We start from the raw sequence: 23,815 nt of genomic DNA on the forward strand, positions 1-23,815 counted from the left end.
AGGGTCGTCATTTCGGCTGCTTGCCAAACACGGCGGTCAGCTTGGCTGAACCAAGGCTGTGCTGGTTAATGACAAAGCCCACCATGGCGCCCGATGCATCACTGGGCAGGTCGATCCGTTCGATGTCCAGCGCGTGGATGGTGAAAATGTAATGGTGATCCGGCCCCGGCGGGGGGGCGGCACCGCCATAGACATTGCCACCGAAATCGGTGCGGGTCATTTCAGCATGTTCGGGCAGGTTGTTGTCACCCGATCCGGCACCTGCGGGCAGCGAGGACACCGTGGCGGGAATGTTGATGACAATCCAGTGCCACCAGCCTGATCCCGTCGGTGCGTCGGGGTCGTACATGGTGATGGCAAAGCTCTTGGTGCCAGCGGGCGCGTCCTGCCATGCCAGCGGCGGCGAGATATTGCCGCCGGAATAGCCCATTCCATCAAACACCTGTGCCGCGGGCAGGCGGTCGCCTTCGTTGAAGGAACGGCTTGTCAGTGTAAAGGTCATGTCGGTTTCCTGCTTTCCGCGCGGTCTGCCGCGCGGATAGGGGGTCAACGTTGGCCGGGTATCGGACGTTACCAGTTCTGGCTGATCAGCCAGAACTCTTCCGATGTCAGGGTAATGACCTGATCGCCGTTCTTGCTTTCGGCGGCAGCGCGGGCCAGGGCCTCGATGCGCTGGATCATCAGCGTCTTGCGCTGATAGGTCTCGTTGCGGTCTTTTTCCTCGACCGATTCAAGAACCTGCAGCGCGGTGTGGCAGGCGCGGGTAATGCGGGCGGCATCAAGTGCGGCGTAGGACATGGGTCTTTTTCTCCATCTGTTCACTGATCCGGCCGGGACCGGGTCCAGGGAATTCCCGTGCGGGAATCGCTGTCTTATTCTGGCTTCCCCAACCGTGTCTGTCCAACATCGCCATGCATGGGCCCCACGGGCTGGCCACCCAGTGGCGGTGATGACAGTTCGGGCTGGCAAGTATGGTGCGGATTCCGTAAAGGGAGCCGCATGACGGATCTGGTTTCTGATTTCGACTTCACCCTCCCGCCTGAAAACATCGCCGACCATCCGGCCCGTCCGCGTGACAGCGCACGCCTGCTGGATGTGCCGGTGGATGGCCCGTTCAGGGATCGCCACGTGCGTGACCTGCCGGGGTGCCTGCGCGCGGGCGATATTCTGGTGGCCAATGATACGGCGGTGATTCCGGCCCAGTTGTCGGCCATGCGGGGGGACGCGAAAATTGGCGTCACGCTGGACCGTATCCTGCCTGATGGCACATGGCACGTGCTGGCGCGCAACGCCCGCCGCCTGCGTCCCGGCGATACGCTGACCTTTGGTGCGTCCCATGTGACGGCACAGGTGATTGCGCGCGGGGACGCGGGCGACGTGACGCTGCGCTTCAGCGCGGAAGGGGAAGCATTCGACCAGTTCCTGCATGATGTGGGCCATCTGGCCCTGCCACCCTACATCGCCCGGCCCGACGGTCCCACGGACGAGGACCGCAGGGATTACAGCACCATCTTTGCCCAGCACCGTGGCGCGGTGGCAGCCCCCACGGCGGGGCTGCATTTTACGCCCGGGCTGCTGGCGGGGCTTGATGCGGCGGGCGTGATCCGTCAGACGCTGACGCTGCATGTGGGGGCCGGAACGTTCCTGCCCATGCGCAGCAACCAGATTTCCGCCCATCGCATGCATGCCGAACGCGGTACGATTTCCCCCCATGCCGCGGCCCGCATCAATGCCGCCCGTGCTGCAGGCGGACGGATTGTTGCGGTCGGCACCACGTCACTGCGGCTTCTGGAAAGTGCCACGGATGAAAGCGGTATCGTCCATCCCTTCCATGGGGAGACGGCCATCTTCATCCGCCCCGGCTACCGCTTCCGCGCGGTGGACATGCTGCTGACCAATTTTCACCTGCCGCGTTCGACGCTGTTCATGCTGGTCTGCGCCTTTGGCGGCTATCACCGCATGAAGGCCGCCTATGCCCATGCCATCGCCAGTGGCTACCGCTTCTATTCCTATGGCGATGCCTGCCTGCTGCACCGCACCGAAGGAGACCTGCCATGACCACATTCCGCTGGCGGCCCGAAGCCCGCGCGGGCCATGCCCGTGCCGGCTGGCTGGACACCGCCCATGGCAGCGTGCCGACACCGACCTTCATGCCCGTTGGCACTGTTGGCACCGTCAAGGCCATGACCATGGACAGCGTGCGGTCCACGGGCGCGGGTATCGTGCTGGGCAATACCTATCACCTCATGCTGCGGCCCGGGGCGGAACGGGTGCGCGCGCTGGGGGGGCTACATCGGTTCATGGACTGGCCGGGGCCGATCCTGACCGATTCGGGCGGGTTTCAGGTCATGTCGCTGGGACCTTTGCGCAAGCTTGATCAGGACGGGGTTACTTTCCGGTCGCATATTGATGGATCAAAGCACCGGCTGACGCCCGAACGTTCGACCGATATCCAGTACGCGCTCGATGCCACCATCAGCATGTGCTTTGACGAATGTCCCGCATTGCCTGCGGCGCCCGACGTGATCGCAAAATCCATGCGCATGTCCATGCGCTGGGCCGAACGGTGCCGCACGGCATTCGTGCAGCGCCCCGGTTACGCGCAGTACGGTATCATCCAGGGCGGGACCGAGCCGGAACTGCGGGCCGAAAGCGTGAAGGCGCTGACCGGAATCGGGTTCGAAGGCTACGCCATTGGCGGCCTTGCGGTGGGGGAGGGGCAGGAACTCATGTTCTCGACCCTTGAGGCCACCGTCCCGCTGATCCCTGATGCCAGTCCGCGTTACCTTATGGGCGTAGGCACGCCCGATGACCTGCTCGGCGCCGTGGAACGCGGGGTGGACATGTTTGACTGCGTCATGCCCACACGGGCGGGACGCACCGCGCGCGCCTATACCGAACGGGGCACGCTGAACCTGCGCAATGCCCGGCATGCCACCGATTCACGGCCCATTTCGCCGCATTGCGACTGTCTGGCCTGTTCGCGCCACAGCCGCGCTTACCTGCATCACCTGTTCCGGGCCAATGAAATCCTCGGTCCCATGATGCTGACATGGCATAACCTTGCCTATTACCAGCGGCTCATGCGCGGGATGCGGGCGGCGATCGTCGATGGTGCGTTTGCCGCTCATGCCGACCACCTGCGCGCGCAATGGGCAATGGATGACTGGAGTGGTGATGAAATGCCCTTTCCCGACATTCCCCCGGTGGCCTGATGCGTGCCGCGCCGCCCGGCCCTGACCCCGCGCGGATGGCTGCGCGGATTGCAGGCCACGCGCGTGATCTGGGTTTTGACGCGGTGGGATTCGCGCCCGCCCGGCTGGATGATGCGGTGCGCACCCGTCTGGCCATGTTCGTGGAACACGGATTCGCGGGCAGCATGGGCTGGATGGCGCAGCGCATGGACCAACGTGGCGACCCGCGTGGCCTCTGGCCCGAAGTACGCAGCGTGATCGCCCTTGGCCTGAATTACGCGCCCGAAAGCGACGCGCTGGCCACGACCCGGGTGCCTGATGCGGGCAATATTTCCGTTTATGCCCGTAACCGGGATTATCATGACGTGGTCAAGGGGATGCTCAAGCACCTTGCGCAGTTCGTGGTGAACGAGGGGCGACGGCAGGGCATGGATGACACGCAGGTGAAGGTCTTTGTCGATACCGCGCCGGTGATGGAAAAACCGCTGGCGCAGAACGCGGGCCTTGGCTGGCAGGGCAAGCATACCAGTCTGGTGTCGCGCCAGCATGGGAGCTGGCTGTTCCTGGGCGAGGTCTATACCACGCTGGACCTGCCTCAATCGGCCCCGTCGGGTGGCGGGTGCGGCAGTTGCACGCGCTGTCTTGATGCATGTCCGACCAATGCCTTTCCCGCCCCCGGCGTAATGGATGCGCGGCGGTGCATTTCGTACCTGACCATCGAAAACCGTGATCCGATTCCCGAAGCGCTGCGCCCCGCCATGGGTAATCGTATCTACGGGTGTGATGACTGTCTGGCCGTCTGCCCGTGGAACCGCTTCGCCGCAGCTACGAATCACATGAAGCTGGCCGCGCGTGACGACCTGCGCGCGCCCGCGCTGCGCACACTCGCGGGACTGGATGATGCCGGTTTCCGCGCACGGTTTTCCGGCTCCCCCATCAAGCGCATTGGCCGGAACCGTTTCGTGCGCAACGTGGCGGTGGCCATTGGCAATAGCGCGCAGCCTGCCCTGCGCCCCAGTGTCGCGGCATTGTGTGACGATGCTGATCCGGTGGTGGCGGACGCCGCGCGCTGGGCCATGTTGCGGCTGCCCCGGTGACGGGACGGGAGGCCATGGGCATGCCGCTGCCCGCGCAGCGCGGCGCGCGGCTGTTGCGCAAACGCAGCCTCAACCTGTCAGGGCACCGGACCAGCGTGGCGCTGGAGCCGGAGTTCTGGCATGCCCTGCACCTGATCGCGCAAAAGCGTGGTCTGACCCTTGCCGGACTGGTGGGGCGCATTGACGCGGGGCGTCCGCCGGACCGCCCGCTGGCATCCGCGCTGCGGGTGGAGGCATTGCGGGAATGGATGCCTGCATTGCCGGAAATTGCCGGTACGGACAGGGAAGATCAGTTGGGTTGACCGGGCATCCGTGCTAGCCTTGGGGCATGGCAATCTGGGGCAAACTTTTTGGTGGCGTTGCGGGGTTCGCGGTTGGCGGCCCCATGGGCGCTGTCGTGGGCACGGCGCTCGGGCACGCGGCGGATAATGGTTCCCTGCTGGAAACGCCGGTGGGGGGATGGACCGACCGCTGGGGCCCCCGGCTGAACGCGGACCCGAATGGGGCGGCGACCTTCATGGCGGCCAAGATGGCGGCCGCGATGGGCAAGCGCGACCAGATGTACGGTCTGGTCATCATCATCCTGTCCGCCAAGATGGCGAAGTGCGACGGGGCGGTGAACCGGGCCGAGATCGATGCCTTCAAGCGCCGTTTTCACCTGCCGCCCGAAAACATGCGCGAAGTTGGCCGCCTGTTCGACAGCGCGCGGCAGCGCACGGACGATTACAAGGCCTTCGCCACCGAACTGGGACGCGCCTTCGCCAACAAGACCGGCATGCTGGAAGACGCGCTGGCGTCCCTGTTCGTGATCGCGCGCGCGGATGGCGAGATCAATGCGCGCGAGGAAACCTTCCTGCGCGGGGTGCACAAGGCTTTCAACCTCAGCCCCGGCGCATGGGACCGTGCGCGTGACGGTGGCGCGCGGCCGGGCGTGAGCGAGATTGACGCTTATGAAGTGCTGGGTATCTCACGTGATGCCAGTAATGACGAAGTGCGCGTGGTCTGGCGCAGGCTTGTGCGTGAATACCATCCCGATGTCATGACCGCCCGTGGGGCGACATCCGCGCAGCAGGCGCAGGGGGCTGCCCGCATCGCCCAGATCAATGCGGCATGGGACCGGATCAAGCGCGACCGCAGGCTGTAAAAACCAGCCTGTGAATCACCCTGAAAATTAACAGTTTTTGGTGGAGCTTTTTTCAAAAGCTTCGAGGAACACCGTCCTTTTGAAAAAAGGCAGTACCCAGAAAACTTTTGTTATTTAATTGATCACGTTGGCCCATCCAGCGCAGTCAGCCCGATCATGGATCAGGCCAGCGGGAGAGGGACGACCGAAAAAAGCCACTGCCATCCTATGTTATGACGCGGATCGTACCGATCAGCGCGCAGCCTTTTTCTTCTGTTCCAGCAGGCGACGGAGTGCCCCACCGACCGTATGGGCCAGTGCGCGATAGGCCTGTCCCGCCGGGCTGTCGGGGGCAGCAATCACGATCGGCGCGCCATTGTCGGCACTGGCGCGGATATCGGCCAGCAGCGGGATTTCACCCAGGAACGGCACGCCCATTTTTTCAGCTTCCGCCCGTGCGCCACCATGGCCGAACAGTTCGGTGCGGTGGTTGCAGTTGGGACAGCAGAAATAGGACATGTTTTCCACCATACCCAGCACCGGCACGTTCATCTTCTCGAACATGGCCACGCCTCGCCGGGCGTCCAGCAGGGCGATATCCTGCGGGGTGGAAACGATCACGGCACCGGCCAGCGCGGTTTTCTGCGCCAGTGTCAGCTGCGCATCCCCCGTGCCCGGCGGCATGTCCACAACCAGAACGTCCAGCGCGCCCCATTCCACATCACCCAGCAGCTGCCCGATCGCCCCCATGACCATTGGCCCGCGCCAGATCATGGCCTTGCTTTCATCTACCAGCATGCCGATCGACATGGCGCTGATGCCCCATTTATGTGGCGGGATCAGGCGACTGTCACGCACTTCGGGCTGCCCGCCCACGCCCATCATGCGCGGCAGGGAAGGACCATGCACATCCGCATCCAGCAGCCCGACCTTCAGCCCCTCCAGCCCGAGCCCCACCGCAAGGTTGACGGCCGTGGTGGACTTGCCCACGCCGCCCTTGCCCGATGCCACGGCAATGACCACGCCTACACCCGGCGGCAGGGGGCCGGTGGCGGGCCGGGATGCCTTGCCACCCCCAAGGTTGAGGGGACGGTGGCCGCCGCCGGTGGGTGCAGGCGCCGTCTGTGGCGTGGGTGCGGCTGGTGCCGGGCGGTGCGCGGTCAGGATGACGCTGGCCGCCGTGCAGCCGGGAACCGCGGCGACGAGGGCACGTTCCAGTTCGGGCAGCAATGGCTGCAGCGATCCCGCCCGCGTACGGTCGGTCGCGATGGCGACATGCAGGACGCCATCGCGCACCATGAAGGCGTCCAGGCTGCCCATATCCGCAACACTGGCGGCATGATCCGCGGTGCGCACGCGTTGCAGCACGGTCTCGATGGTTGTCCTGTCGGGACTGGTCATGGTTGTGCGCTCCCTGCTGTCTGCTATCTGGCCCGTGCGGGTATAGAAGGGGCGGCCCGTGCTGGTCGAGTCATGAAACGGTGGGCACCCGACCGCATGCCGGTCACATGTCATGCCCGGCATGCGGGGCATCCCTGTCATTGGGGGAATGGCTGACTGCGCGGTTTGCTGCTTTACGCTCGCTGCGCCATGATGGTTGCAGCCATTTTGTGCATCGTTCAGGCGGACAGGGGATACGATGGGCAGCATTTCCACTTCGCGGGGGGCGGTACCCCACCGGCGCGATCACCGGATTGATGCGCTGCGCGGGGTGGCGCTGCTCATGATGTGCATCGACCATATCCCGCAGGACGTGCTGAACCGTTTCACCATGCGCAATGTCGGTTTTGCCGACGCGGCGGAGGTGTTCGTGCTGCTGGCGGGCTATGCCTCGTGGCTGGCCTATGGCCGTGCGTTTGGCAGGAAGCAGCCGGTCATGTCGGTGCTGGCGCGGATCGGACGGCGGTGCTGGCAGCTTTATGTCTTCCAGATGGTGATGGTGGTGGTGTGCATTTCCACCATCCGCATATGGCGGCATTTCTGGCCGGTGCCGGTCGATTTCCTTGAACCCGAACTGGCGCACGGTCTGGATTCGGCATGGCGGGTGCTGTCGTTGCAGGCATTGCCGGGCAACCTGAACATCCTGCCGCTTTATATCGTGCTGCTGCTGGGGTTCGCGCCCTTATACGCGCTGCTGCGCGGGGTGGGGACGCCCGTGGTGCTGGGGGTAAGCGGGGCGGTCTGGCTGCTGGTCAACCTGGACCCGCGCCTGAACTTTCCCAACTGGCTTGATCCCGACGGGTGGTATTTCGACCCGCTGGCGTGGCAGTTCCTGTTCGTGCTGGGTGTATGCGGGGCGCGTCTGGCCGGACGGCATGATGGCAGCCTGCCGCGTTCGCGCGTGCTGGCGGGGGTGTGCGGGCTGTATCTGGTCTTTTCCTTCGTGCAGTCCTTTCCATGGACGGACTGGGGCTTCGCCGACCTGCGGCCCGTCGGCATGGCGGTGCCGGACAAGATGATCCTTGCCCCGTGGCGGCTGCTGGATGTGCTGGCGCTGTTCTATCTGGTGCAGTCCTCGCCGCGGGCCACCGTGCTGGCGGGGACGCGGGGTGGCCAGCTTATGGCGCTGTTCGGGCGGCATTCGCTGGAAATCTTTACGGCGGGCACGCTGGTGGACCTGTACGGGCGGCTGGTGCTGACCAGTTTTGGCACCGGCTGGGTCATGCAGGTGGTGGTGAACGTGGTGGGGTTCGTGGTGCTGCTGTGGGTGGCGCGTAACCGCGAACGCGCCCGTGCGGCGGCCCGCAGGCCGGCGGCGCCGAAACCGGACGGCCTGCCCGCGCACGCGCCCCTTTGCGGGAACTGAGGCTGTGGTTTCCGAGCGCATGAAGGGCGTGATATAGGGAATGCGTCAGACCCCGTTCAGCAGGATATACAAGCCCCATGTCCTTTCGTGCCGCTGCCTTTTCCCGATCCTGCCTTGCCATGGGGCTGGTTACGGCCCTTGGGGGGTACGCCGCGCGCGCGGCTGATCCCGTTCCCGCCCCGAATGCGGCGGCCCCCGCGGCCACGGCCCCCCTGCGCCTGCCGGGCGAGGGGCGGAACATGCCCGACAGCTTTGCCGACCTTGCGGCGAAACTGCTGCCCGCCGTCGTCAATGTATCCACCACCGAGATGGTCCGCCCCGGTGAGGATGATGATGATGGCGATGATGGTGACAACACGCCGCAGGTGCCCAATTTCCCTGAAGGGTCGCCGTTCGAGAAATTCTTCCACGATTTCATGAACCGGCAGGACAGCCCCAACGCGCCACCGCGCAAGATGCAGGCGCTGGGATCGGGCTTCATCATCGACCCTTCGGGCGTGATCGTGACCAACAATCACGTCGTGCGCCATGCCGACCAGATCACCATTACGCTGCAGGACAATACCGTGCTCAAGGCGCGGCTGCTGGGCCATGACGACCGCACCGACCTTGCGGTGCTGAAGGTGGACAGCCCGAAGCCGCTGCCTGCCGTGCCCTTTGGTGACAGCGATCATGCGCGTGTGGGCGACTGGGTACTGGCGATCGGCAACCCGTTCGGCCTGTCGGGCACGGTGACGGCGGGTATCGTCTCCTCACGCGGGCGCAATATCGAACAGGGTCCGTATGATGATTTCATCCAGACCGACGCACCGATCAACAAGGGCAATTCCGGCGGTCCCCTGTTCAACCTGCATGGGGAGGTGATTGGCATCAACACAGCCATTTTCTCGCCTTCCGGCGGGTCGATCGGGATCGGGTTTTCAATTCCTTCGGCCGAGGCGCAGGGCATCATCGAACAGCTTCGCCGTCATGGCCGCGTCACGCGCGGGTGGATTGGCGTGCGCATTCAGGACGTGACGCAGGAAATCGCCGATGGGCTGGGCCTGACAAGTCCCCATGGCGCGCTGATTGCGGGAGTTGAGCCAAAGGGACCGGCGGCGGTGGCCCACCTGCAGACCGGCGACGTGATCCAGAGCCTGAATGGCAAGGAAATCGATGGTCGCGCCCTGCCGCGCCTTGTGGCCGAGCTTGCGGGTGGCAGCGTGGCCCATCTGGGGATCTGGCGTAAGGGACAGCAGATGAATGTCGCCATCACCATCGGCGCCCTGCCCGAGGAAAAGACCGACAAGGCCGATGGCGCCAACCCGCCCGCGAAAAAACCGGCACAGGGCAGCATGGCCATTACGGGCATGGGCTTCACGGTGGGTGATCTGGATGACATCGCGCGCCAGAAATACAATATGGCGGAAGGGCAGAAGGGTGTGCTGGTCACCGGTGTGACGGATGACAGCCCGGCTGCCGAACGCGGCCTGCGCCCCGGTGACGTGGTGACCGAAGTGCAGCAGTCGGCCGTGAATACGCCTGCCGACCTGCGCCGCCAGCTTGATACCGCCCGCAGCCAGCACCGCAAGACCGTGCTGTTTCTGGTGCAGAATTCCGATGGCCTGCGCTGGGTGCCCTTTCCCCTGCCGGATGGCGCCGGGCACTGAACCGTATGCATGAACGCCTGAAGAACCTGCTGCTGTCCATCATGCGGCGGGGAACGTGGCGGCAGGTCGTGCGGATGAATGTCTCGCTCATCCTGTCGGGTATTGTCGCCACCATCATCCATCTGGATGAACCGGTCTGGGCGCTGATTACATCGGTCATCGTCATTACCCAGACCCGCCTGACCCAGACGCTGTCCACCGGGCGCGAACAGATTGTGGGCACCCTGATCGGGGCGGCGGCCGGCATGTCGGCCATCGCGCTGGAACAGTGGTGCGCGCTGTCGGTGGGCATGGTGTTCTGGGTCATGCTCATGCCGCTGGCGGTGCTGGTGGCGTTGCGGCCCAAGATGCGGGTGGCCATTGTCACCCTGATGGTCGTGCTGCTGTTTCCCGCCACGGGGGAACCGTTCTCAAGGCCGCTGCAGCGTATCGCGTCGATCATGACAGGCGTTGTGGTGTCGTTCGCGGTCTCGTTCTTTGTCCTGCGCAACGAAGCGCGGCGCGAAGTGCTGCGTAATGCCGCAAGCCTGCTGCGGCGCCTGTCCGACCTGCTGTCCACGGCGCTGCACCCGCATCCCGATCATGACGCGCTGGGCACGGTGGATGTGATGTGCCGTTCCCTGCTGCAGGACATCAATGACGGCGTGCAGGAGGCGGAGGTCGAACATCCCGGATCACTGGCGCGGCATGATCCGCTGGTGATGCGCCTGCCGGGGCTTCTGCGCCGGATCCGCTCTGATGCCATTTTCATTTCACGCGCGGCGGTGGAAGGGGAAACCGCCCGGACGGGCGATATCCTGCAGCAGGAGCGTGACATGCTGGTGCGGATACTGGCCCAGATGGCCGATCGATGTGATACACTGGCCACGTTCCATCGCGGACGCACGCTGCCCGATGACGGAATGCGTGATATTCTGGACGAACTGGAACGTCAGGGGGAACACTGGACCCCTGTCATGCGTTTTGCCACCGGACTGCTGCATGCCGACATGCGGCTTGCCGTGCGCAACATCTGGTCGGACGGGCAGACGGATGACGGGCCGTTCCCGCTTTCGGGTCATCCGTTCCTGTCCGAGGCTTCGTTCGAGCCTGCCCCCACCGATACGGTCGTGCAGCGATAGGGCGGGGGCCGATACCACAACCAAAGGAGTGCAAAAGACACCATGTTGAATGAAAAAACCCTGAATCACCTTCCCGCCAGCGTCCAGCCGCTGCGTTACAGGCGGGAGGAAGTGGGGCGAGGGATCGTTCATTTTGGTGTCGGCAACTTCTTTCGCGCGCATGAGGCGTGGTACGTCAACAGATGCCTTGCCCTGCCGGGGCAGTCACAATGGGGCATTGTGGGCGTGGGACTGGGCGGTGGCGCGCGCGGTGAGGCCAAGGCCCATGCCTTCACGCAGCAGGATTGCCTGTATTCCCTGACGGAAGTCGCAGCCGATGGCGCGCGCACGGTTTCCATCATCGGCGCACTGCGTGAATACCTGCTGGCGCCTGCCGATCCCGAAGCCGTGCTGGCCCGCCTTGCGGACCCGCAGACGCGCATCGTCAGCATGACGATCACGGAAGGTGGCTACAACATCAACGAGGAAACCGGGCAGTTCCGCCTCGATACCCCTGCCGTGCAGGCCGACCTGAAAAATCCCCGCCGTCCCACGACCGTGTTCGGGTATGTGGTCGAAGGGCTGCGCCGCAGGCGGGAAGCGGGGGCGGGACCGTTTACCGTCCTGTCATGCGATAATCTGCGCAGTAACGGCCATGTCGCGCATGAGGCGTTCGTGGGCTACGCCCGCGCGCTGGATGCGGATCTGGCGGAATGGATCGACGCCAATGTGACCTTCCCCTGTTCCATGGTGGACCGCATTACGCCGGGCGTGGATACCGCAACCCGCAACGCACTGAATGAAGCAGGTGGTCTGGATGACGACCTGCCGGTACTGGCGGAAGATTTCAGCCAGTGGGTGCTGGAAGACAGCTTCTGCAATGGCCGCCCCGCGCTGGAACAGGTCGGTGTCGAATTCGTGGACGATGTGGCGGGGTATGAGCAGGTGAAGGTGCGCATGCTGAATGCGGCGCATCTGCTGCTTGGCTCGGCGGGTCTTCTGCTGGGGCATCGCTATGCGCATGAAACGGTTGAGGACGCCGATCTGGCCCGTCTGGCCAATGCGTACTGGACAAAGGATGCGATGCCGCAGATCGATGCCCCGGCGGGCGTGGATCTGGACGCCTATCGCAGGCGTCTGCTCAGCCGGTTTTCCAACCGTGCGGTGGCGGATACGCTGCTGCGGATCTGTAGCGATGGGGCGTCCAAGGTGCGGGTGTTCTGGACCGATACCGTGCGCCGGTCACTGGACAGCGGGCATGATCTGCACCGGATCGCCTTTGGCATCGCCGCCTATCTGGAGATGCTGCGTGGGCAGGATGAAAAGGGCCAGGCCTATGCCCCGATTGAACCCACGCTGGATGCCGACCAGATTGCGCTGGTTAATGACAGTGATCTTGCAGCAGGTCTGAGCCTGCCTGCCTTTGATGGCTGGCGGGACATGGATACCACCGCACTGGATGCGGCGGTTGTCGCCGCGCGCAGGGCCATCCGTGATCGCGGCGTGCGGGCCAGCCTGCCTGCACAGGAAATGGTTTCAGAACAAACCGGCAATAATAAATAATAGAAGTTTTCGGGTGCCGCCTTTTTGAAAAAAGGCGGCGTTCCCTTGAAACCTTATGCCTGCATTGTTGTGGAAATGGCGCGGCGCATGGGGCAGGCATCCGCCCCGTAGGATGCGGTAATGTGCGCCGGAATATCGGTCATGGTTTCAAACCCCATATGCGTCCAGACCGGGCGCGCCCCTTCCGCTGCCATTAGCGTCATCCATCCCACGCCATGCTCGCGGGCGTGACGTGTCAGGATGCGCAGGGCATCATGCATTGCACCCCGTCCGCGCAGGGGGGGGGAAATGGCGATGTCGTGCAGGTGCCAGCAATCCGCCCGCGCGGGCAGGTGACGCAGGTAGGTATCCAGCGCGGGCGGGCGGTCCATGCGCCATGGATGGCTTAATACATAACCGCCAGGTTTTCCCCATGCATCGGGCAGGATCAGGCAACCCGCCGGGCACAGCCTGCGGCGTTCATCCAGCACATCCGCCCGTTCGGGGCAGCCGGGGTGCATGGCGGTGGCCAGCGCCATGACGGCAGCCAGATCCTGTGCCCGCATGGGCCGCCATGTGCCTGACAGTGGCCCGGACGGGGAAATGGGCTGGGTCATTATGGGAAAATTCCGTTTCAGGTGAAGCCGTTTCCGGTAGAAGGGGCGATGATATAGCTGTGGCCAGGAGTTTTGAAACCATGACAGAAATGCGCCTGACATTACGGGTGGACGCGAATGGCTCGCCCCTGCTGGGGCATGGCAAGATCAAGCTTCTGGAACAGATTGGCCAGACCGGATCCATTTCGGCGGCGGCACGCGCCATGGGCATGTCCTATCGTCGCGCGTGGCTGCTGGTCGAGGCCATGAATACGACCTTCGTGCGGCCGCTGGTGTCCGCCCGGCCTGGCGGTGGCGGGGGTGCTGGCCTGTCCCCCGAAGGCGAGGCCGTACTGCACCTGTATCGTGAAATCGAACAGTCGGCGCGTAACGCCGTACAGGGACCGCTGGAAACCTTGGCGGCCATGTGTTCACCCTCGCCGTGAAAAAGCCTTGGGCAGCCGCGATCAGGGATGTTCCGGCATCATTTTTGCCAATTGGTAAAAATGATGTGCCAATACGTTTAAACAATAAGAATGAACTGGAGTTAAACTCAGTGTTACGACGTGATTTCATGAAAGCGGGAACAGCCCTGTCCGCCATGACCCTGGCGGGCATGGGTATTACACGTCCCGCCCGCGCAACGCAGAGTGGCAATTTCGATTCAACCACCGTGCGCACGCTGGCGCACCAGTTGTCGCAGCAGGCGTATCAGCCCCCGTCACAGTCCCTGCCTTCCGCGTTGCGTAACCTGAATTTCGACCAGTACAATTCCATGGCGTTCCGTTCGGAACAGGCCCTGTGGCATGGCGAGAACCTGGGTTTCGATGTCGAATTCTTTCCGCGCGGCTATCTGTACGCCCCGCGTATCGACATGCATGAAGTCATTGACGGGCAGTCCCGGCCCATCGCCTTCAGTCCCGACATGTTCACCTATAACGATCCCGCCCTGCGGGTGAGTGATGATATCGGTTTTGCCGGCCTGCGGCTGCGCGCGCCGATCAATACGCCCGGCGTGATGGAGGAATTCTGCGTATTCCTTGGCGCGTCCTATTTCCGGGCGGTGGCGAAGGGGCAGAATTACGGCCTGTCCGCGCGTGGTTTCGCCAATGGGACCGGTGACCCGAAGGGGGAGGAATTCGCCCTGTTCCGCGCCTTCTGGCTGGAAAAGCCCAAGGCGGGCGTGGACAGCGTGGTCATCCATGCGCTGCTGGACAGCCCGTCCCTGGTGGGGGCTTTCCGTTTCACCATCCGCCCCGGCGAGACGACGGTCTTTGACGTCCAGTCCTATCTCTACCCCCGCAAGGCCATTGAGGAATCCGGCATCGCGCCACTGACCGGCATGTTCTATTTCGATGCCAATGACCGCACGCGCGTTGATGACTGGCGGCCCGCCGCCCATGACAGCGAAGGCCTGTCCATGTGGACGGGCAGTGGCAAGCAGTTGTGGCGGCCGTTGCGCAACCCGCGTGACCTGCAGTTTTCGGCATTCAGTGACGTGCGCCCGCATGGCTTTGGCCTGATGCAGCGCAAGCGTGCCTTTACCGATTTCGAGGACGTGTCACTGAATTATGAAAAGCGTCCCTCGCTGTGGATCGAGCCGATCGGGGACTGGGGGGCGGGGTCCGTGGACCTTGTGGAAATCCCTACCCCGAACGAGGTGAACGACAACATCGTTTCTTTCTGGCGGCCGCAGGAAGCGCTGGCGGCGGGGCGTGAATATGTGTTCACCTATCGTATGTACTGGGGGTGGGATACACCCTGGCCCACCAGGCTGGCCCGTATTGCCGCCACCCGTGTGGGGGAGGCAACGGACGATTCGCATACCCGTTTCTTTGACCTCGATTTTGTGGGCACACCCTTCGAAAACCTGCCTGAAAAGCCGCATTTCCATCTGGAATGCCGTACGTCCGCAGGCGAAATCCGCAATGTGGTGGTCGAACCGGTTCCCCCCATACATGGCTGGCGCAGCACATTCGAATTCGCGCCCGGTGACGCCAAGGTGGCGGAACTGAACTGCGTGCTGGCCGATGATAATGGGCCTGTGTCGGAAGAATGGGTCTATCGATGGACACCCTAGCCGCGAACGCACCATCCGGTCCGGCGGCGGGTCAGCCCGCGCCGCTCCTGCCGCAGGGGTGGTGCGCCCTGCCGCCTGCCGCACCGCTGGATATGCCGGTCCATCCGCTGGGGGCGGACCCCGACCTGCATGGACGTGGTCCGGTGCCCCCCACGGAATGGCGGATGATCCACCTGCGCCGCCTGCTGGTTATCGGGGGGGCTGTGGCCATGACGGGACTTGCCGGTTACGAAATGGACCTGGTGTTCAATGCCGTGCAGCGCTCGGTGGCCGGTATGGTGATGCTGGTGCTGTTCGTCATGCTGTTTCTGTGGATCGCGCTGGCCTTTACCTCCGCCCTTGCGGGGTTTGGCTCGATGCTGGCGCATGGCGGGCTTGGGCTGGGGATCGAGCGCAGTGGCCCGCTGCCGCGCCTGACCGCCCGTACCGCACTGCTCATGCCGACCTATAACGAGGACCCCGGCCGTGTGATGGCGGGCCTGCGCGCCACCATCGACAGCCTTACGGCCACCCGTCAGGAACGCGCGTTTGACGTTTTCATCCTGTCGGACACCACCGACCCCGATGTGTGGGTGGCGGAAGAAGCGGCTTACATGGCCCTGTGCCGCGCCACAGGCTGGGGCGGGCGGCTGTTTTACCGCAGGCGCGCGGTCAATACGGACCGCAAGGCGGGCAATATTGGTGAATGGGTGCGGGCCTATGGCGCGGCCTACCAGCAGATGATTACGCTGGATGCCGACAGCGTCATGTCGGGCGACGTGATCGTGCGGCTGACGGCAGCCATGGAGCGGAACCCCGGTGTCGCGCTGATCCAGTCCCTGCCGGTCATTGTCAACGGGCAGACGCTGTTTGCCCGCATGCAGCAGTTTGCAGGCCGTGTCTATGGCCCCCTGATCGCCCATGGCATTGCATGGTGGCATGGGGCGGAAGGCAATTACTGGGGCCATAACGCGGTGATTCGCACCCGTGCCTTTGCCGAGCAGGCGGGCCTGCCGCACCTGCCGGGGCGCAAGCCCTTCGGTGGGGCGATCATGAGCCATGATTTCGTGGAGGCGGCCCTGATGCGCCGGGGGGGCTGGGCCATTCACATGGTGCCCGCCCTGGCTGGATCGTATGAGGAAAGCCCGCCGTCCCTTACCGATATCGCCATCCGCGACCGCCGGTGGTGCCAGGGCAACCTGCAGCATGCGAAGGTCGTGTCGGCACGGGGCCTGCACTGGATCAGCCGCATGCACATGCTCATGGGCATCGGATCGTATGTCACGGCTCCGCTGTGGCTGATCTTCCTGCTGGTGGGGATCGTGGTTTCGCTGCAGAACCGGTTTTACAAGCCGGAATATTTTGGCGATACCAAGCTGCTTTATCCCCACTGGCCGCATGTTGACCCGGTGCAGGCGGAATACATGTTCATCGGCACCATGGGTGTGCTGCTGGCGCCCAAGATACTGGCCTACCTGCTGCTGCTCATCGACGGGCCGCTGCGTCGTGGCTGTGGCGGCGCGATTGCGGCTGCGGCGTCCATCGTGGTGGAAACGGTGGTGGGGGGGTTGCTGGCCCCTGTCGCCATGATGATCCAGACGGCGGGAGTCATTTCCATCCTGCTTGGCCGCGACTCGGGGTGGAATGCGCAGCGGCGTGATGCTGGCGGCCTGCAGATCATGCAGAACGTGCGGCTGTACATGATCCATACCATCATGGGTATCGCGCTGTCGGTGGCGGCGTGGAGTGTCTCGCTGCCCCTGTTTCTGTGGATGCTGCCGGTAACGCTGGGACTGGTCTGCGCCATACCGCTGGCGGTGCTGACGGGCAGTGCAGTAGTGGGACAGGCGTTCCGGCGCGCCCACCTGCTGCTGATACCCGAGGAAACCGCCCCCCCGCCGGTACTACGCGCGGCCGTGGCCTACATGATGCAGATGGCGGGCCAGCCCGTGCAGGATGCATTTGCGGCGCTGCGCGGGCGGGCAGGGTTGCTGAAGGTGCATGAAATCATGCTGCCGCCGCCCCGCAGGCCGGGCGACCCGATCAATCCGGCCCTGCTGGTCGGCCTGTTGAAACTGCGTGAGGCGCCTGACCTTGCCACTGCCCTGCGTGAACTGAGCCGGGCGGAAAAATCAGCCGTGCTGGGCAATGCGGAAGGGCTGCACCTGCTGGCGCGCCTGTCCTGATCCGCACCATTATGGGCGTGGTCTCAGTCTGAGGCCGTGCCCTCGGGCGGGGTTACGACTTCCTCGCCTTCATCCGACCCGTCGACCGACATGATCGCATCAAGTGAGTCACACAGCTTCTTCTGGTTGGCGCTGGCCAGTTTTCCGGGGGCGGCGCATAGCTTGGCAGCGTCAGGCACGCAGGATTCTGTTGCGTCCTCGTAATCGGATTCCATAATGTCGTGCGCCAGCGACAGGTTGGGGTTGTGCGCACTTTCACCTGCGTCCTCAATGACCTTTTCCATCTTGTGCAGGTCTTCAAGCTTGTCGAGGCAGGCCTTGCTGGCCAGGTCCGGCTTCAGGCGCAGGACATCCATCGCGCGCTGCACCTTCTGTGTAGCCAGGCTCTGGCCGTGGGCGGGGGCGCAGGCCAGCGCGGGGGAAAGCAGCAAAGCAACCGGCAATGCGGCAAGGCGTATGGAATTGATGTTCACCGTAACCGTTCCGTCTGTCCATGCCCCGGCATGGGAGGGTGCAGCAGGCAATGCCTGTCCCGCACCGGGGTGCGGCCCCGTCCGTGCGCGGGCGGGATGGTGACTATGGCAGGAACCCACCCGGGACGAAAGGTGCTGTCTGGTCATGATGCATATACCGTATGCATAAAAATATGATCTGAATTCTTCTGATATAATAAGGGAAAAATCAGAATCGCATCGAAAATTTGAGATTTCCCTTACATTCTCGAGAGTTTTTTAGTATAGATTGACCCCACTGAATATATTTTTTGTATCCGTATGGAGGTTGGAGACTATCGGATCACTGTGAAATCGTCCGCAACTGCAACGATTTTGTATATCCAGCCAATTCCTGGTCTTTCCAGTGATGGGAGATCACGCGGTTGTGCCTTTTTTCAGGTGTGGCCGGGTGTTTTTTCATCGGTATTGTTGTGCAACCCGTACCAATTGGTGCGTTTTCTGCTGGATCGACGACTTTTGGCCGGTGGCATTTATGGGGAAGCAGGTTTGCCAGGCATGATGCGCTGGCGTTTTGGCGCTGGTGCCATTCTTCTGTTCCCGCATTGCTGTAGCCGGTCCGGGTGATTGCACACCCGAACTTGTGAAACTGAGGTTCCGCACTGGTGTTTGCCGGAAATCCGGACTGTGCGGACGCAGCCTGCATCGACGCTCCACAATGAGGTGGAGCCCCTCATCTTCGTGTCGGCTGCCTGTGAAAGAGGAGAATCTCCCCTTGAAACAGACAGACAATCTGTCCGAATCAACGTCCATAGCTGATAGGCTTGGCATCCCGGCGCCCCTGTTCTGGGGTTTTGTCGGCCTGCTGTTCTTCATGATCGGTGATGGTGTCGAGGCCGGCTACCTGGCCCCCTATCTGGAGGGGCAGGGCATCTCATCGCGCAATACCGCGCTGCTGTTTACCATTTATGGTGTGACCGTCTCGCTGTCCTCATGGGCGTCGGGGCCGCTGTCCGACCTGTGGGGCCCCAAGCGGGTCATGTGGATCGGCCTTGCCATCTGGGGTGTGTTCGAGGTCCTGTTCCTGACCTTCGGCGTGGCCGTCAACAGCTACCCCATCATGCTGGCAGCCTACACCATGCGTGGCTTTGGCTATCCGCTGTTCACCTACGGCTTCCTCGTCTGGATCGCCGCCGCAACCCCGCCGCGGCAGCTGGGTTCGGCCGCGGGCTGGTTCTGGTTCGCGTTTTCCGGTGGCCTGCCCACGCTGGGTTCGCTGTTCGCCAGCTTCTCCATTCCGCTGATCGGCGAAATGGCAACGTTCTGGTCCTCGCTGGCGCTGGTCATGTTCGGCGGCCTGCTTGCCCTGCTGATGACGCGTGAACCCATCGGTTCCCGCCGCCTTGCCCCGGTGGGCACGAAGCCTGCCACGATCTTCTTCAGTTCGATCAGCATCCTGTGGCGTGAACCCAAGACGTTTGTCGCCATGATCGTGCGGACCATCAACACGTCGTCCGAATATGCGTTCCTGGTCATCATGCCGGCGTTCTTCACCAAGGTCATCGGTTTCTCGCTGTCGCAGTGGCTGCAGCTTCTGTCGATCATCTTCCTGTCGAACATTCTTGTGAACCTTGTGTCCGGCATCACGGCTGACCGTCTGGGTCACCGCACTGTTGTTGCCCTGTTCGGTTGCGTAGGTGCCGCGATCACCGTGCCGCTGTTCTACTATGTGCCGCAGATGTTCCCCGGCAACTTCCCCATTGCTGCCGCCATGGGTGCGCTGTACGGCGCGACGATTGCCGCTTTCGTGCCGCTGTCCGGCCTGGTGCCGCAGATCTGCCCGAAGGAAAAGGCTGCTGCCCTGTCCGCCCTTGGTCTGGGCGCGGGTGCCAGCACGTGGGTTGGTCCGGCTATCGTGACGTGGTTTGAAAGCTGGCATGGGATCGAAGGGATCATCTGGATCTTCTCCGGCCTGTATGTTGCCTCGGCCCTGATGACGCTGGTGCTGACCGTCTCACCGGAAGCCCGTCGTTATATTGATGCCGCCGCGGCACGCGGTGATGTGGCGGAAGAAGTGACGGTTGGTCACTGATCCTTCCCATTCTTTACCAGACCTGTTGTTTTGATACGGGTGAGAAACGGGCCTGCTGCAAAGCAGGCCCGTTTTTTTATTGTCCTGAAGGATAAGGGTGAGATGGCAGGCATTACCGGGGAATATTGCTTGCCTTGTGGGCGGCAGCCTGAAACTCCGTGATTGTTAAGAACTGCCAACCATGAAGAAGTTTTTGGTGAAGCTTTTTTTTAAAGCTTTGAAAAACGCTGCCATTTTAAAAAGCAGTATCCAAAAACTTTTGTTTTTATTTTATCTGTCAACCGACACGACGGACATATGTCTGGGAATAGCCGGATCTGTTATCCTGGCAGATGGTACGACATGAATAAGGCCGGTACCCAGTGGGACCGGCCTTATTCATGTCTGTTCAGATACTGCGTTCAGGGCGCCTGCGCGGGCTGCGGGGCCGGTCCGCCGTGCCGCCGGTGGGGCGGGGGGCGTTGCGCTGTTCCCCGGCCTTCAGGGCGGGGGCGGCGCTGACCTCGCTTTCCAGCTGACGGATGCGCTTCTGCACGCTTTCGCGCAGGGCGGGGGCGGTGTGCGATTTCATGGTGGCCAGCGTTTCACGCAGGTCACGTAGCTGCTTCTGTTTTTCAGCAAGCGTGCGACGGATCGGCTGGTTGTCGGACATCTGTCCGTGGAATGCGCGCATGATAAGTGTCCTGTGGACCTTGGGTCCCGGAAATGAGTTGTCAATCGTATGGTGGAAAGACGGACGGCACGTACTGCCCCCCTCCTGCCATTCACGGCAGGTCGGACGGGTACAGGTACGTGATGAACCGGGGGCTAGCCCCCGTTTTGCGCCAGCACGTCAGCCAGTCCCGATATCAGGGCCTGACATTCGGCGTCAGTACCAATGGTGATGCGTAGCCATTGTGCAATGCGCGGGGTCCGGAAATGACGCACAATGATTGCCCGTTCCCGCAGGGCGGAGGCAAGGTATGCGGCGTCACGGTCCGGATGCCGGACGAATATGAAATTCGCCTGTGATGGCAGAACCTCGAACCCCATCTTTCCCAGGCTGTCGGTCAGCCTGTTCCGCGAGCTTATGATTTTCTCGCGGGTGTTTGCAAGCCATTCCCGGTCCTCGATTGCGGCAATGGCGCCTACCTGCGCCAGACGGTCCAGCGGATAGGAATTGAAGCTGTCCTTTACGCGGGTCAGGGCTGCGATCAGGTCGGGCTGCCCGATGGCGTAGCCCACCCGCAATCCTGCCAGCGCACTGGATTTGGACAGGGTACGCACCACCAGCAGGTTGGGGTGCTGGTCCACCAGCGCGATGGCCGTTTCCGCGCCGAAATCGACATAGGCCTCGTCAACCACGACTACGGCGTCCGGGTGGTCCACCAGCACGGTGCGGATGGCATCCAGACCCAGTGCGATTCCTGTTGGGGCATTGGGATTGGGGATGATGATGCCACCGCACGGCCGGCGATACGCGGCAGGGTCGATGCGCATGTCGTCATCCAGCGGCACCGTTTCATGCCGTATGCCATACAGCCCGCAGTAAACGGGGTAGAAGCTGTAGGTGATGTCGGGAAACAGGAGTGGCTCGGGGTGGTTGAGCAGCCCCTGAAAGGTATGGGCCAGCACCTCATCCGATCCATTGCCCACGAAAACGTGGTCGGCCGGGACATCATGCGCGCGCGCGATCGCGGCACACAGCGCGTGCGCCGTGGGGTCGGGATACAGGCGCAGCGTGTCGTTGGTGGCGGCCCGTATGGCGTCCAGCACCTTCGGCGAGGGACCATACGGACATTCATTGGTATTCAGCTTGATCAGGTTGGCCAGTCTGGGCTGTTCCCCCGGTACATAGGGGGTCAGGGTGTGGACGACAGGGCTCCAGAAACGGCTCATCAGGGTGAATTCCAGATTGTCAGGGTCATGAAACAGACGCACCCGTTCCCTGCATTCAGGATGCGGGTGCGTGGAACGGATCAGGGGGAAGCCGGTCAGCCCTGTGCCGTGGCCGGGCGGCCCATGGCGGACAGAAGGGCGGCATTGCCCTGCCGGGTGGCCAGGATGCGCGCGCTGATCCCCTCGCCATCACGCAGGTCGGGGTTGGCGCCATGTTCCAGCAGGAAGGTCACCATGGGGTCGCGGTTGAACATGACCGCGAAGGCCAGCGGCGTGCGCCCGACGAAATTCGGCACGTCAATTCCCGCGCCATGTTCCACCAGAACGCGTGCGCATGGCAGGTCGCCCTTGAACGCGACACCGGCCAGTGCGGTCGCCCCCTTTGCATCCTGCAGGTTGGGGTTGGCCCCGCCCGCCAGCAGTGCGCGCACGGTTTCGGCATGGCCATTATAGGCCGCCAGGATCAGCGCGGTGTAGCCTTTGTCATTGCGGGTGTCGGGGCTTATGCCCGCCTTCAGGAATTCGCTTACCAGATCTGTCTGCCCGTCACGGGCGGCGGACAGGAACAGGGTCTCGATTTCCGCGTTGCTGAAGGATTCGGGTGCGGCGGCGGCGGGGTCGCCGCTGGCGATTGTCTTGCTCATGTGCCTGCCTCGCTGGTCGGGTTGCGGAAAACGGGGGCGGGGGCCGGTCCCGTCAGGTGCGGCGGATCATAGGACGGTTCGGCTGAAAAGAACATACGGGCAATCACGCGTCACCGGGTTGCCGCCATGCGATGTCGCGACATTCCCCGTGTTCCAGGACCCCCATCATATCCGGTGGCAGGCCGGTATCCTGCACGGCCCGGGCCAGTCGGCGCACCGGCTCGTCCATGGGTTCATCCGTCAGGCGGAACGTGCCGAAATGCATGCCGATGCCATGCTTTGCCCCAAGCTGGCGCAGGCCCTCCAGCGCTTCCTCGGGGGTGGTATGCACGCCCGCCATCAGTTCGCGGGGATCATACGCCCCGATGGGCAGGAGTGCGATATCGGGTGCGCCCAGACGGTCGCGGATCAGCCCCCAGTGCCGCCCATGGGCCGTGTCGCCCGCAAAGAACAGCTGGTGCCCCGCCCCGTCGCGCAGCATGAACCCGCCCCACAGGCTTCTGTTGTGGTCAAACGGAGTGCGGGCCGCGCCGTGGCGGGCGGGCGTGCAGGTGATCTCCAGCCCCGGGATGGCCACGGACTGCCACCAGTCCAGTTCCATGATGCGTTTCAGCCCGGTTTTGCGCATGAAGCGGGCATTGCACAACGGCGTGACCACCAGCGGATCATCCCCACGTCGTGCAATGGCCCGCAGCGTGGGCAGGTCCATGTGGTCGTAATGCGCGTGGGACACCAGTACCACGTCAATGTGTGGCAGGTCGGCCAGCGCGCGCCCCGGTACGCGCACCCGCTTTGGTCCCATGAAGGAAAAGGGCGAACAGCGCAGGGAGAAAACGGGATCGGTCAGGATGCTCAGCACCGTGCCATCGGGGCGGGGCATACGGATCAGGAACGTGCTGTGCCCGATAAACGTTACCTGCACCGTGCCCGGTGCGGGAAGGGCATGCGGGTCGCCGGTGGGGACGGGGTTTTCAATCCATGCGGGCCAGTCCGATTTGGGCCGGTTCCATTGCCATTTCAGTATGGACAGCCGCCGCATCCGTCCCGGTGGCGCTGCGGCGGGGCGGATGGAAGGGGGATTGAAAAAACGGGTGCCATCCGTGTGGTCGCTGGCGGGTAGCGGGGGCATGCGTGGTCTCCATCGGCGGACGGTGGGATGCCCTGATCTGGTGGGGGAGGTAGGGGGCTGTGTCAAATTCCACGCCCGTGCGCTGTCAGGGTGCGCAGGCAACCGGGTGGGAAGCCATGCGCTGTCATAGGGAATGGCGGGGCACGGCGCGCATGTTCGTTCAGGGCGTGGGTAACGGCTTGATGAGATGGCTTGTTCCGTCCCGTAGGTCGTGAGAAGGTGCGTGCCGTGAAAAGCCTTTTTTCCTTGCGCTCCGCGCTGTCCGTCG

23 protein-coding genes are annotated in these 23,815 nt (G+C 63.3%); 13 read left to right on the forward strand and 10 right to left on the reverse strand.

Translation table 11 applies throughout. The features are described 5' to 3' along the window. Window positions 1–7: 7 nt before the first annotated feature. Both MSKU9_RS12745 and MSKU9_RS12750 read right to left on the reverse strand, forming a co-directional pair. Entirely contained in the window at window positions 8–502 is a 495-nt protein-coding gene (locus MSKU9_RS12745) for a kinase inhibitor (protein ID WP_141261779.1), read from the reverse strand. A gap of 68 nt (window positions 503–570) precedes the next feature. Continuing rightward, complete coding sequence (locus tag MSKU9_RS12750; protein ID WP_025439670.1) at window positions 571–798, reverse strand: hypothetical protein; 228 nt, start codon at window positions 796–798, stop codon at window positions 571–573. A gap of 201 nt (window positions 799–999) precedes the next feature. Between MSKU9_RS12750 and queA the strand changes: the two genes are divergently transcribed. Genes queA through MSKU9_RS12775 form a run of 5 tightly spaced genes read left to right on the forward strand, consistent with a single transcriptional unit; the run spans window position 1,000 to window position 5,435 of the window. Beyond that, window positions 1,000–2,058 carry a tRNA preQ1(34) S-adenosylmethionine ribosyltransferase-isomerase QueA gene (gene queA / locus MSKU9_RS12755; RefSeq protein WP_141261780.1) on the forward strand — a complete coding sequence of 353 codons (1,059 nt, stop codon included), beginning with the start codon at window positions 1,000–1,002 and terminating at the stop codon, window positions 2,056–2,058. Further along, complete coding sequence (gene tgt, locus MSKU9_RS12760; RefSeq protein WP_141261781.1) at window positions 2,055–3,215, forward strand: tRNA guanosine(34) transglycosylase Tgt; 1,161 nt, start codon at window positions 2,055–2,057, stop codon at window positions 3,213–3,215. The genes queA and tgt overlap by 4 nt, the downstream gene beginning before the upstream one ends. Beyond that, window positions 3,215–4,291 carry a tRNA epoxyqueuosine(34) reductase QueG gene (gene queG / locus MSKU9_RS12765; RefSeq protein WP_141261782.1) on the forward strand — a complete coding sequence of 359 codons (1,077 nt, stop codon included), beginning with the start codon at window positions 3,215–3,217 and terminating at the stop codon, window positions 4,289–4,291. Before tgt ends, queG begins: the two co-directional genes overlap by 1 nt. Window positions 4,292–4,311: 20 nt before the next feature. Continuing rightward, window positions 4,312–4,593, forward strand: a complete 282-nt coding sequence (locus MSKU9_RS12770) for a ribbon-helix-helix domain-containing protein (RefSeq protein ID WP_370685929.1) — start codon at window positions 4,312–4,314, stop codon at window positions 4,591–4,593. Window positions 4,594–4,619: 26 nt separating this feature from the next. After that, entirely contained in the window at window positions 4,620–5,435 is an 816-nt protein-coding gene (locus MSKU9_RS12775) for a TerB family tellurite resistance protein (RefSeq protein WP_141261783.1), read from the forward strand. Window positions 5,436–5,666: 231 nt separating this feature from the next. On the opposite strand, the gene MSKU9_RS12780 is transcribed toward MSKU9_RS12775, so the two are convergent. Then, window positions 5,667–6,947: a P-loop NTPase gene (locus MSKU9_RS12780; protein ID WP_141261816.1), complete on the reverse strand. Its 1,281-nt coding sequence runs from the start codon at window positions 6,945–6,947 to the stop codon at window positions 5,667–5,669. 106 nt (window positions 6,948–7,053) lie between these two features. Here MSKU9_RS12780 and MSKU9_RS12785 point away from each other — a divergent pair, with 106 nt between their 5' ends. The 4 genes from MSKU9_RS12785 to MSKU9_RS12800 all read left to right on the forward strand — a co-directional run bounded on the left by MSKU9_RS12785 (window position 7,054) and on the right by MSKU9_RS12800 (window position 12,532). After that, entirely contained in the window at window positions 7,054–8,220 is a 1,167-nt protein-coding gene (locus MSKU9_RS12785) for an OpgC family protein (protein WP_141261784.1), read from the forward strand. Window positions 8,221–8,297: 77 nt separating this feature from the next. After that, window positions 8,298–9,869, forward strand: a complete 1,572-nt coding sequence (locus MSKU9_RS12790) for a DegQ family serine endoprotease (protein WP_141261785.1) — start codon at window positions 8,298–8,300, stop codon at window positions 9,867–9,869. A gap of 5 nt (window positions 9,870–9,874) precedes the next feature. Further along, window positions 9,875–10,990: an FUSC family protein gene (locus MSKU9_RS12795; protein WP_141261786.1), complete on the forward strand. Its 1,116-nt coding sequence runs from the start codon at window positions 9,875–9,877 to the stop codon at window positions 10,988–10,990. Between the two features lie 42 nt (window positions 10,991–11,032). Beyond that, the gene (locus MSKU9_RS12800) at window positions 11,033–12,532 is read left to right on the forward strand and encodes a mannitol dehydrogenase family protein (protein WP_141261787.1); all 1,500 of its coding nucleotides are present in this window, start codon (window positions 11,033–11,035) and stop codon (window positions 12,530–12,532) included. 53 nt (window positions 12,533–12,585) lie between these two features. Here the strand turns inward: MSKU9_RS12800 and MSKU9_RS12805 are convergent, their stop codons facing one another. Further along, entirely contained in the window at window positions 12,586–13,128 is a 543-nt protein-coding gene (locus MSKU9_RS12805) for a GNAT family N-acetyltransferase (protein WP_141261788.1), read from the reverse strand. 80 nt (window positions 13,129–13,208) lie between these two features. On the opposite strand from MSKU9_RS12805, the gene MSKU9_RS12810 reads away from it, so the two are divergent. From MSKU9_RS12810 to mdoH, 3 genes are all read left to right on the forward strand, one after another. Beyond that, window positions 13,209–13,553, forward strand: a complete 345-nt coding sequence (locus tag MSKU9_RS12810) for a winged helix-turn-helix domain-containing protein (protein ID WP_141261789.1) — start codon at window positions 13,209–13,211, stop codon at window positions 13,551–13,553. Window positions 13,554–13,681: 128 nt separating this feature from the next. Further along, window positions 13,682–15,187 carry a glucan biosynthesis protein gene (locus tag MSKU9_RS12815; RefSeq protein ID WP_141261817.1) on the forward strand — a complete coding sequence of 502 codons (1,506 nt, stop codon included), beginning with the start codon at window positions 13,682–13,684 and terminating at the stop codon, window positions 15,185–15,187. After that, the gene (gene mdoH, locus MSKU9_RS12820; RefSeq protein ID WP_141261790.1) at window positions 15,175–17,352 is read left to right on the forward strand and encodes a glucans biosynthesis glucosyltransferase MdoH; all 2,178 of its coding nucleotides are present in this window, start codon (window positions 15,175–15,177) and stop codon (window positions 17,350–17,352) included. The genes MSKU9_RS12815 and mdoH overlap by 13 nt, the downstream gene beginning before the upstream one ends. 23 nt (window positions 17,353–17,375) lie before the next feature. Here mdoH and MSKU9_RS12825 read toward each other — a convergent pair whose 3' ends face one another. Next, complete coding sequence (locus tag MSKU9_RS12825; RefSeq protein WP_227001073.1) at window positions 17,376–17,972, reverse strand: hypothetical protein; 597 nt, start codon at window positions 17,970–17,972, stop codon at window positions 17,376–17,378. 175 nt (window positions 17,973–18,147) lie between these two features. Further along, window positions 18,148–18,510 (reverse strand): hypothetical protein, encoded by a 363-nt coding sequence (locus tag MSKU9_RS12830; RefSeq protein WP_141261791.1) that lies wholly within the window; start codon window positions 18,508–18,510, stop codon window positions 18,148–18,150. A gap of 69 nt (window positions 18,511–18,579) precedes the next feature. Between MSKU9_RS12830 and MSKU9_RS12835 the strand changes: the two genes are divergently transcribed. Then, window positions 18,580–19,896 carry an MFS transporter gene (locus MSKU9_RS12835; protein ID WP_141261792.1) on the forward strand — a complete coding sequence of 439 codons (1,317 nt, stop codon included), beginning with the start codon at window positions 18,580–18,582 and terminating at the stop codon, window positions 19,894–19,896. 388 nt (window positions 19,897–20,284) lie between these two features. Here MSKU9_RS12835 and MSKU9_RS12840 read toward each other — a convergent pair whose 3' ends face one another. From MSKU9_RS12840 to MSKU9_RS12855, 4 genes are all read right to left on the reverse strand, one after another. Next, a complete protein-coding gene (locus MSKU9_RS12840) occupies window positions 20,285–20,569 on the reverse strand; it encodes a hypothetical protein (protein WP_141261793.1) in 285 nt (94 codons plus the stop codon). A 134-nt stretch (window positions 20,570–20,703) separates the two neighbouring features. Continuing rightward, window positions 20,704–21,774, reverse strand: coding sequence for a histidinol-phosphate transaminase (gene hisC, locus MSKU9_RS12845; protein WP_141261794.1), 1,071 nt, complete (start codon window positions 21,772–21,774; stop codon window positions 20,704–20,706). A 95-nt stretch (window positions 21,775–21,869) separates the two neighbouring features. Continuing rightward, window positions 21,870–22,418 (reverse strand): ankyrin repeat domain-containing protein, encoded by a 549-nt coding sequence (locus MSKU9_RS12850; protein ID WP_141261795.1) that lies wholly within the window; start codon window positions 22,416–22,418, stop codon window positions 21,870–21,872. 103 nt (window positions 22,419–22,521) lie between these two features. Further along, window positions 22,522–23,547, reverse strand: a complete 1,026-nt coding sequence (locus MSKU9_RS12855; protein WP_141261796.1) for an MBL fold metallo-hydrolase — start codon at window positions 23,545–23,547, stop codon at window positions 22,522–22,524. Window positions 23,548–23,815 lie beyond the last annotated feature (268 nt).

Origin of the sequence: Komagataeibacter diospyri, assembly GCF_006538165.1 — a bacterium.
Taxonomy (GTDB): Bacteria; Pseudomonadota; Alphaproteobacteria; order Acetobacterales; family Acetobacteraceae; genus Komagataeibacter; species Komagataeibacter diospyri.

Excerpts from the sequence above, each read along its gene's own strand:
- MSKU9_RS12850 (WP_141261795.1), bottom strand. The coding sequence starts at position 22,418 with ATGAGCAAGACAATCGCCAGCGGCGACCCCGCCGCCGCCGCACCCGAA.
- MSKU9_RS12825 (WP_227001073.1), bottom strand. The coding sequence starts at position 17,972 with ATGACCAGACAGCACCTTTCGTCCCGGGTGGGTTCCTGCCATAGTCAC.
- queG (WP_141261782.1), top strand. The coding sequence starts at position 3,215 with ATGCGTGCCGCGCCGCCCGGCCCTGACCCCGCGCGGATGGCTGCGCGG.
- MSKU9_RS12770 (WP_370685929.1), top strand. The coding sequence starts at position 4,312 with ATGCCGCTGCCCGCGCAGCGCGGCGCGCGGCTGTTGCGCAAACGCAGC.
- MSKU9_RS12780 (WP_141261816.1), bottom strand. The coding sequence starts at position 6,947 with ATGCCCCGCATGCCGGGCATGACATGTGACCGGCATGCGGTCGGGTGC.
- MSKU9_RS12785 (WP_141261784.1), top strand. The coding sequence starts at position 7,054 with ATGGGCAGCATTTCCACTTCGCGGGGGGCGGTACCCCACCGGCGCGAT.
- MSKU9_RS12795 (WP_141261786.1), top strand. The coding sequence starts at position 9,875 with ATGCATGAACGCCTGAAGAACCTGCTGCTGTCCATCATGCGGCGGGGA.
- MSKU9_RS12840 (WP_141261793.1), bottom strand. The coding sequence starts at position 20,569 with ATGCGCGCATTCCACGGACAGATGTCCGACAACCAGCCGATCCGTCGC.
- MSKU9_RS12830 (WP_141261791.1), bottom strand. The coding sequence starts at position 18,510 with ATGCAGGCTGCGTCCGCACAGTCCGGATTTCCGGCAAACACCAGTGCG.
- MSKU9_RS12805 (WP_141261788.1), bottom strand. The coding sequence starts at position 13,128 with ATGACCCAGCCCATTTCCCCGTCCGGGCCACTGTCAGGCACATGGCGG.
- MSKU9_RS12855 (WP_141261796.1), bottom strand. The coding sequence starts at position 23,547 with ATGCCCCCGCTACCCGCCAGCGACCACACGGATGGCACCCGTTTTTTC.
- MSKU9_RS12775 (WP_141261783.1), top strand. The coding sequence starts at position 4,620 with ATGGCAATCTGGGGCAAACTTTTTGGTGGCGTTGCGGGGTTCGCGGTT.
- tgt (WP_141261781.1), top strand. The coding sequence starts at position 2,055 with ATGACCACATTCCGCTGGCGGCCCGAAGCCCGCGCGGGCCATGCCCGT.
- MSKU9_RS12750 (WP_025439670.1), bottom strand. The coding sequence starts at position 798 with ATGTCCTACGCCGCACTTGATGCCGCCCGCATTACCCGCGCCTGCCAC.
- hisC (WP_141261794.1), bottom strand. The coding sequence starts at position 21,774 with ATGAGCCGTTTCTGGAGCCCTGTCGTCCACACCCTGACCCCCTATGTA.
- mdoH (WP_141261790.1), top strand. The coding sequence starts at position 15,175 with ATGGACACCCTAGCCGCGAACGCACCATCCGGTCCGGCGGCGGGTCAG.
- MSKU9_RS12815 (WP_141261817.1), top strand. The coding sequence starts at position 13,682 with ATGAAAGCGGGAACAGCCCTGTCCGCCATGACCCTGGCGGGCATGGGT.
- MSKU9_RS12745 (WP_141261779.1), bottom strand. The coding sequence starts at position 502 with ATGACCTTTACACTGACAAGCCGTTCCTTCAACGAAGGCGACCGCCTG.
- MSKU9_RS12790 (WP_141261785.1), top strand. The coding sequence starts at position 8,298 with ATGTCCTTTCGTGCCGCTGCCTTTTCCCGATCCTGCCTTGCCATGGGG.
- MSKU9_RS12810 (WP_141261789.1), top strand. The coding sequence starts at position 13,209 with ATGACAGAAATGCGCCTGACATTACGGGTGGACGCGAATGGCTCGCCC.
- queA (WP_141261780.1), top strand. The coding sequence starts at position 1,000 with ATGACGGATCTGGTTTCTGATTTCGACTTCACCCTCCCGCCTGAAAAC.
- MSKU9_RS12800 (WP_141261787.1), top strand. The coding sequence starts at position 11,033 with ATGTTGAATGAAAAAACCCTGAATCACCTTCCCGCCAGCGTCCAGCCG.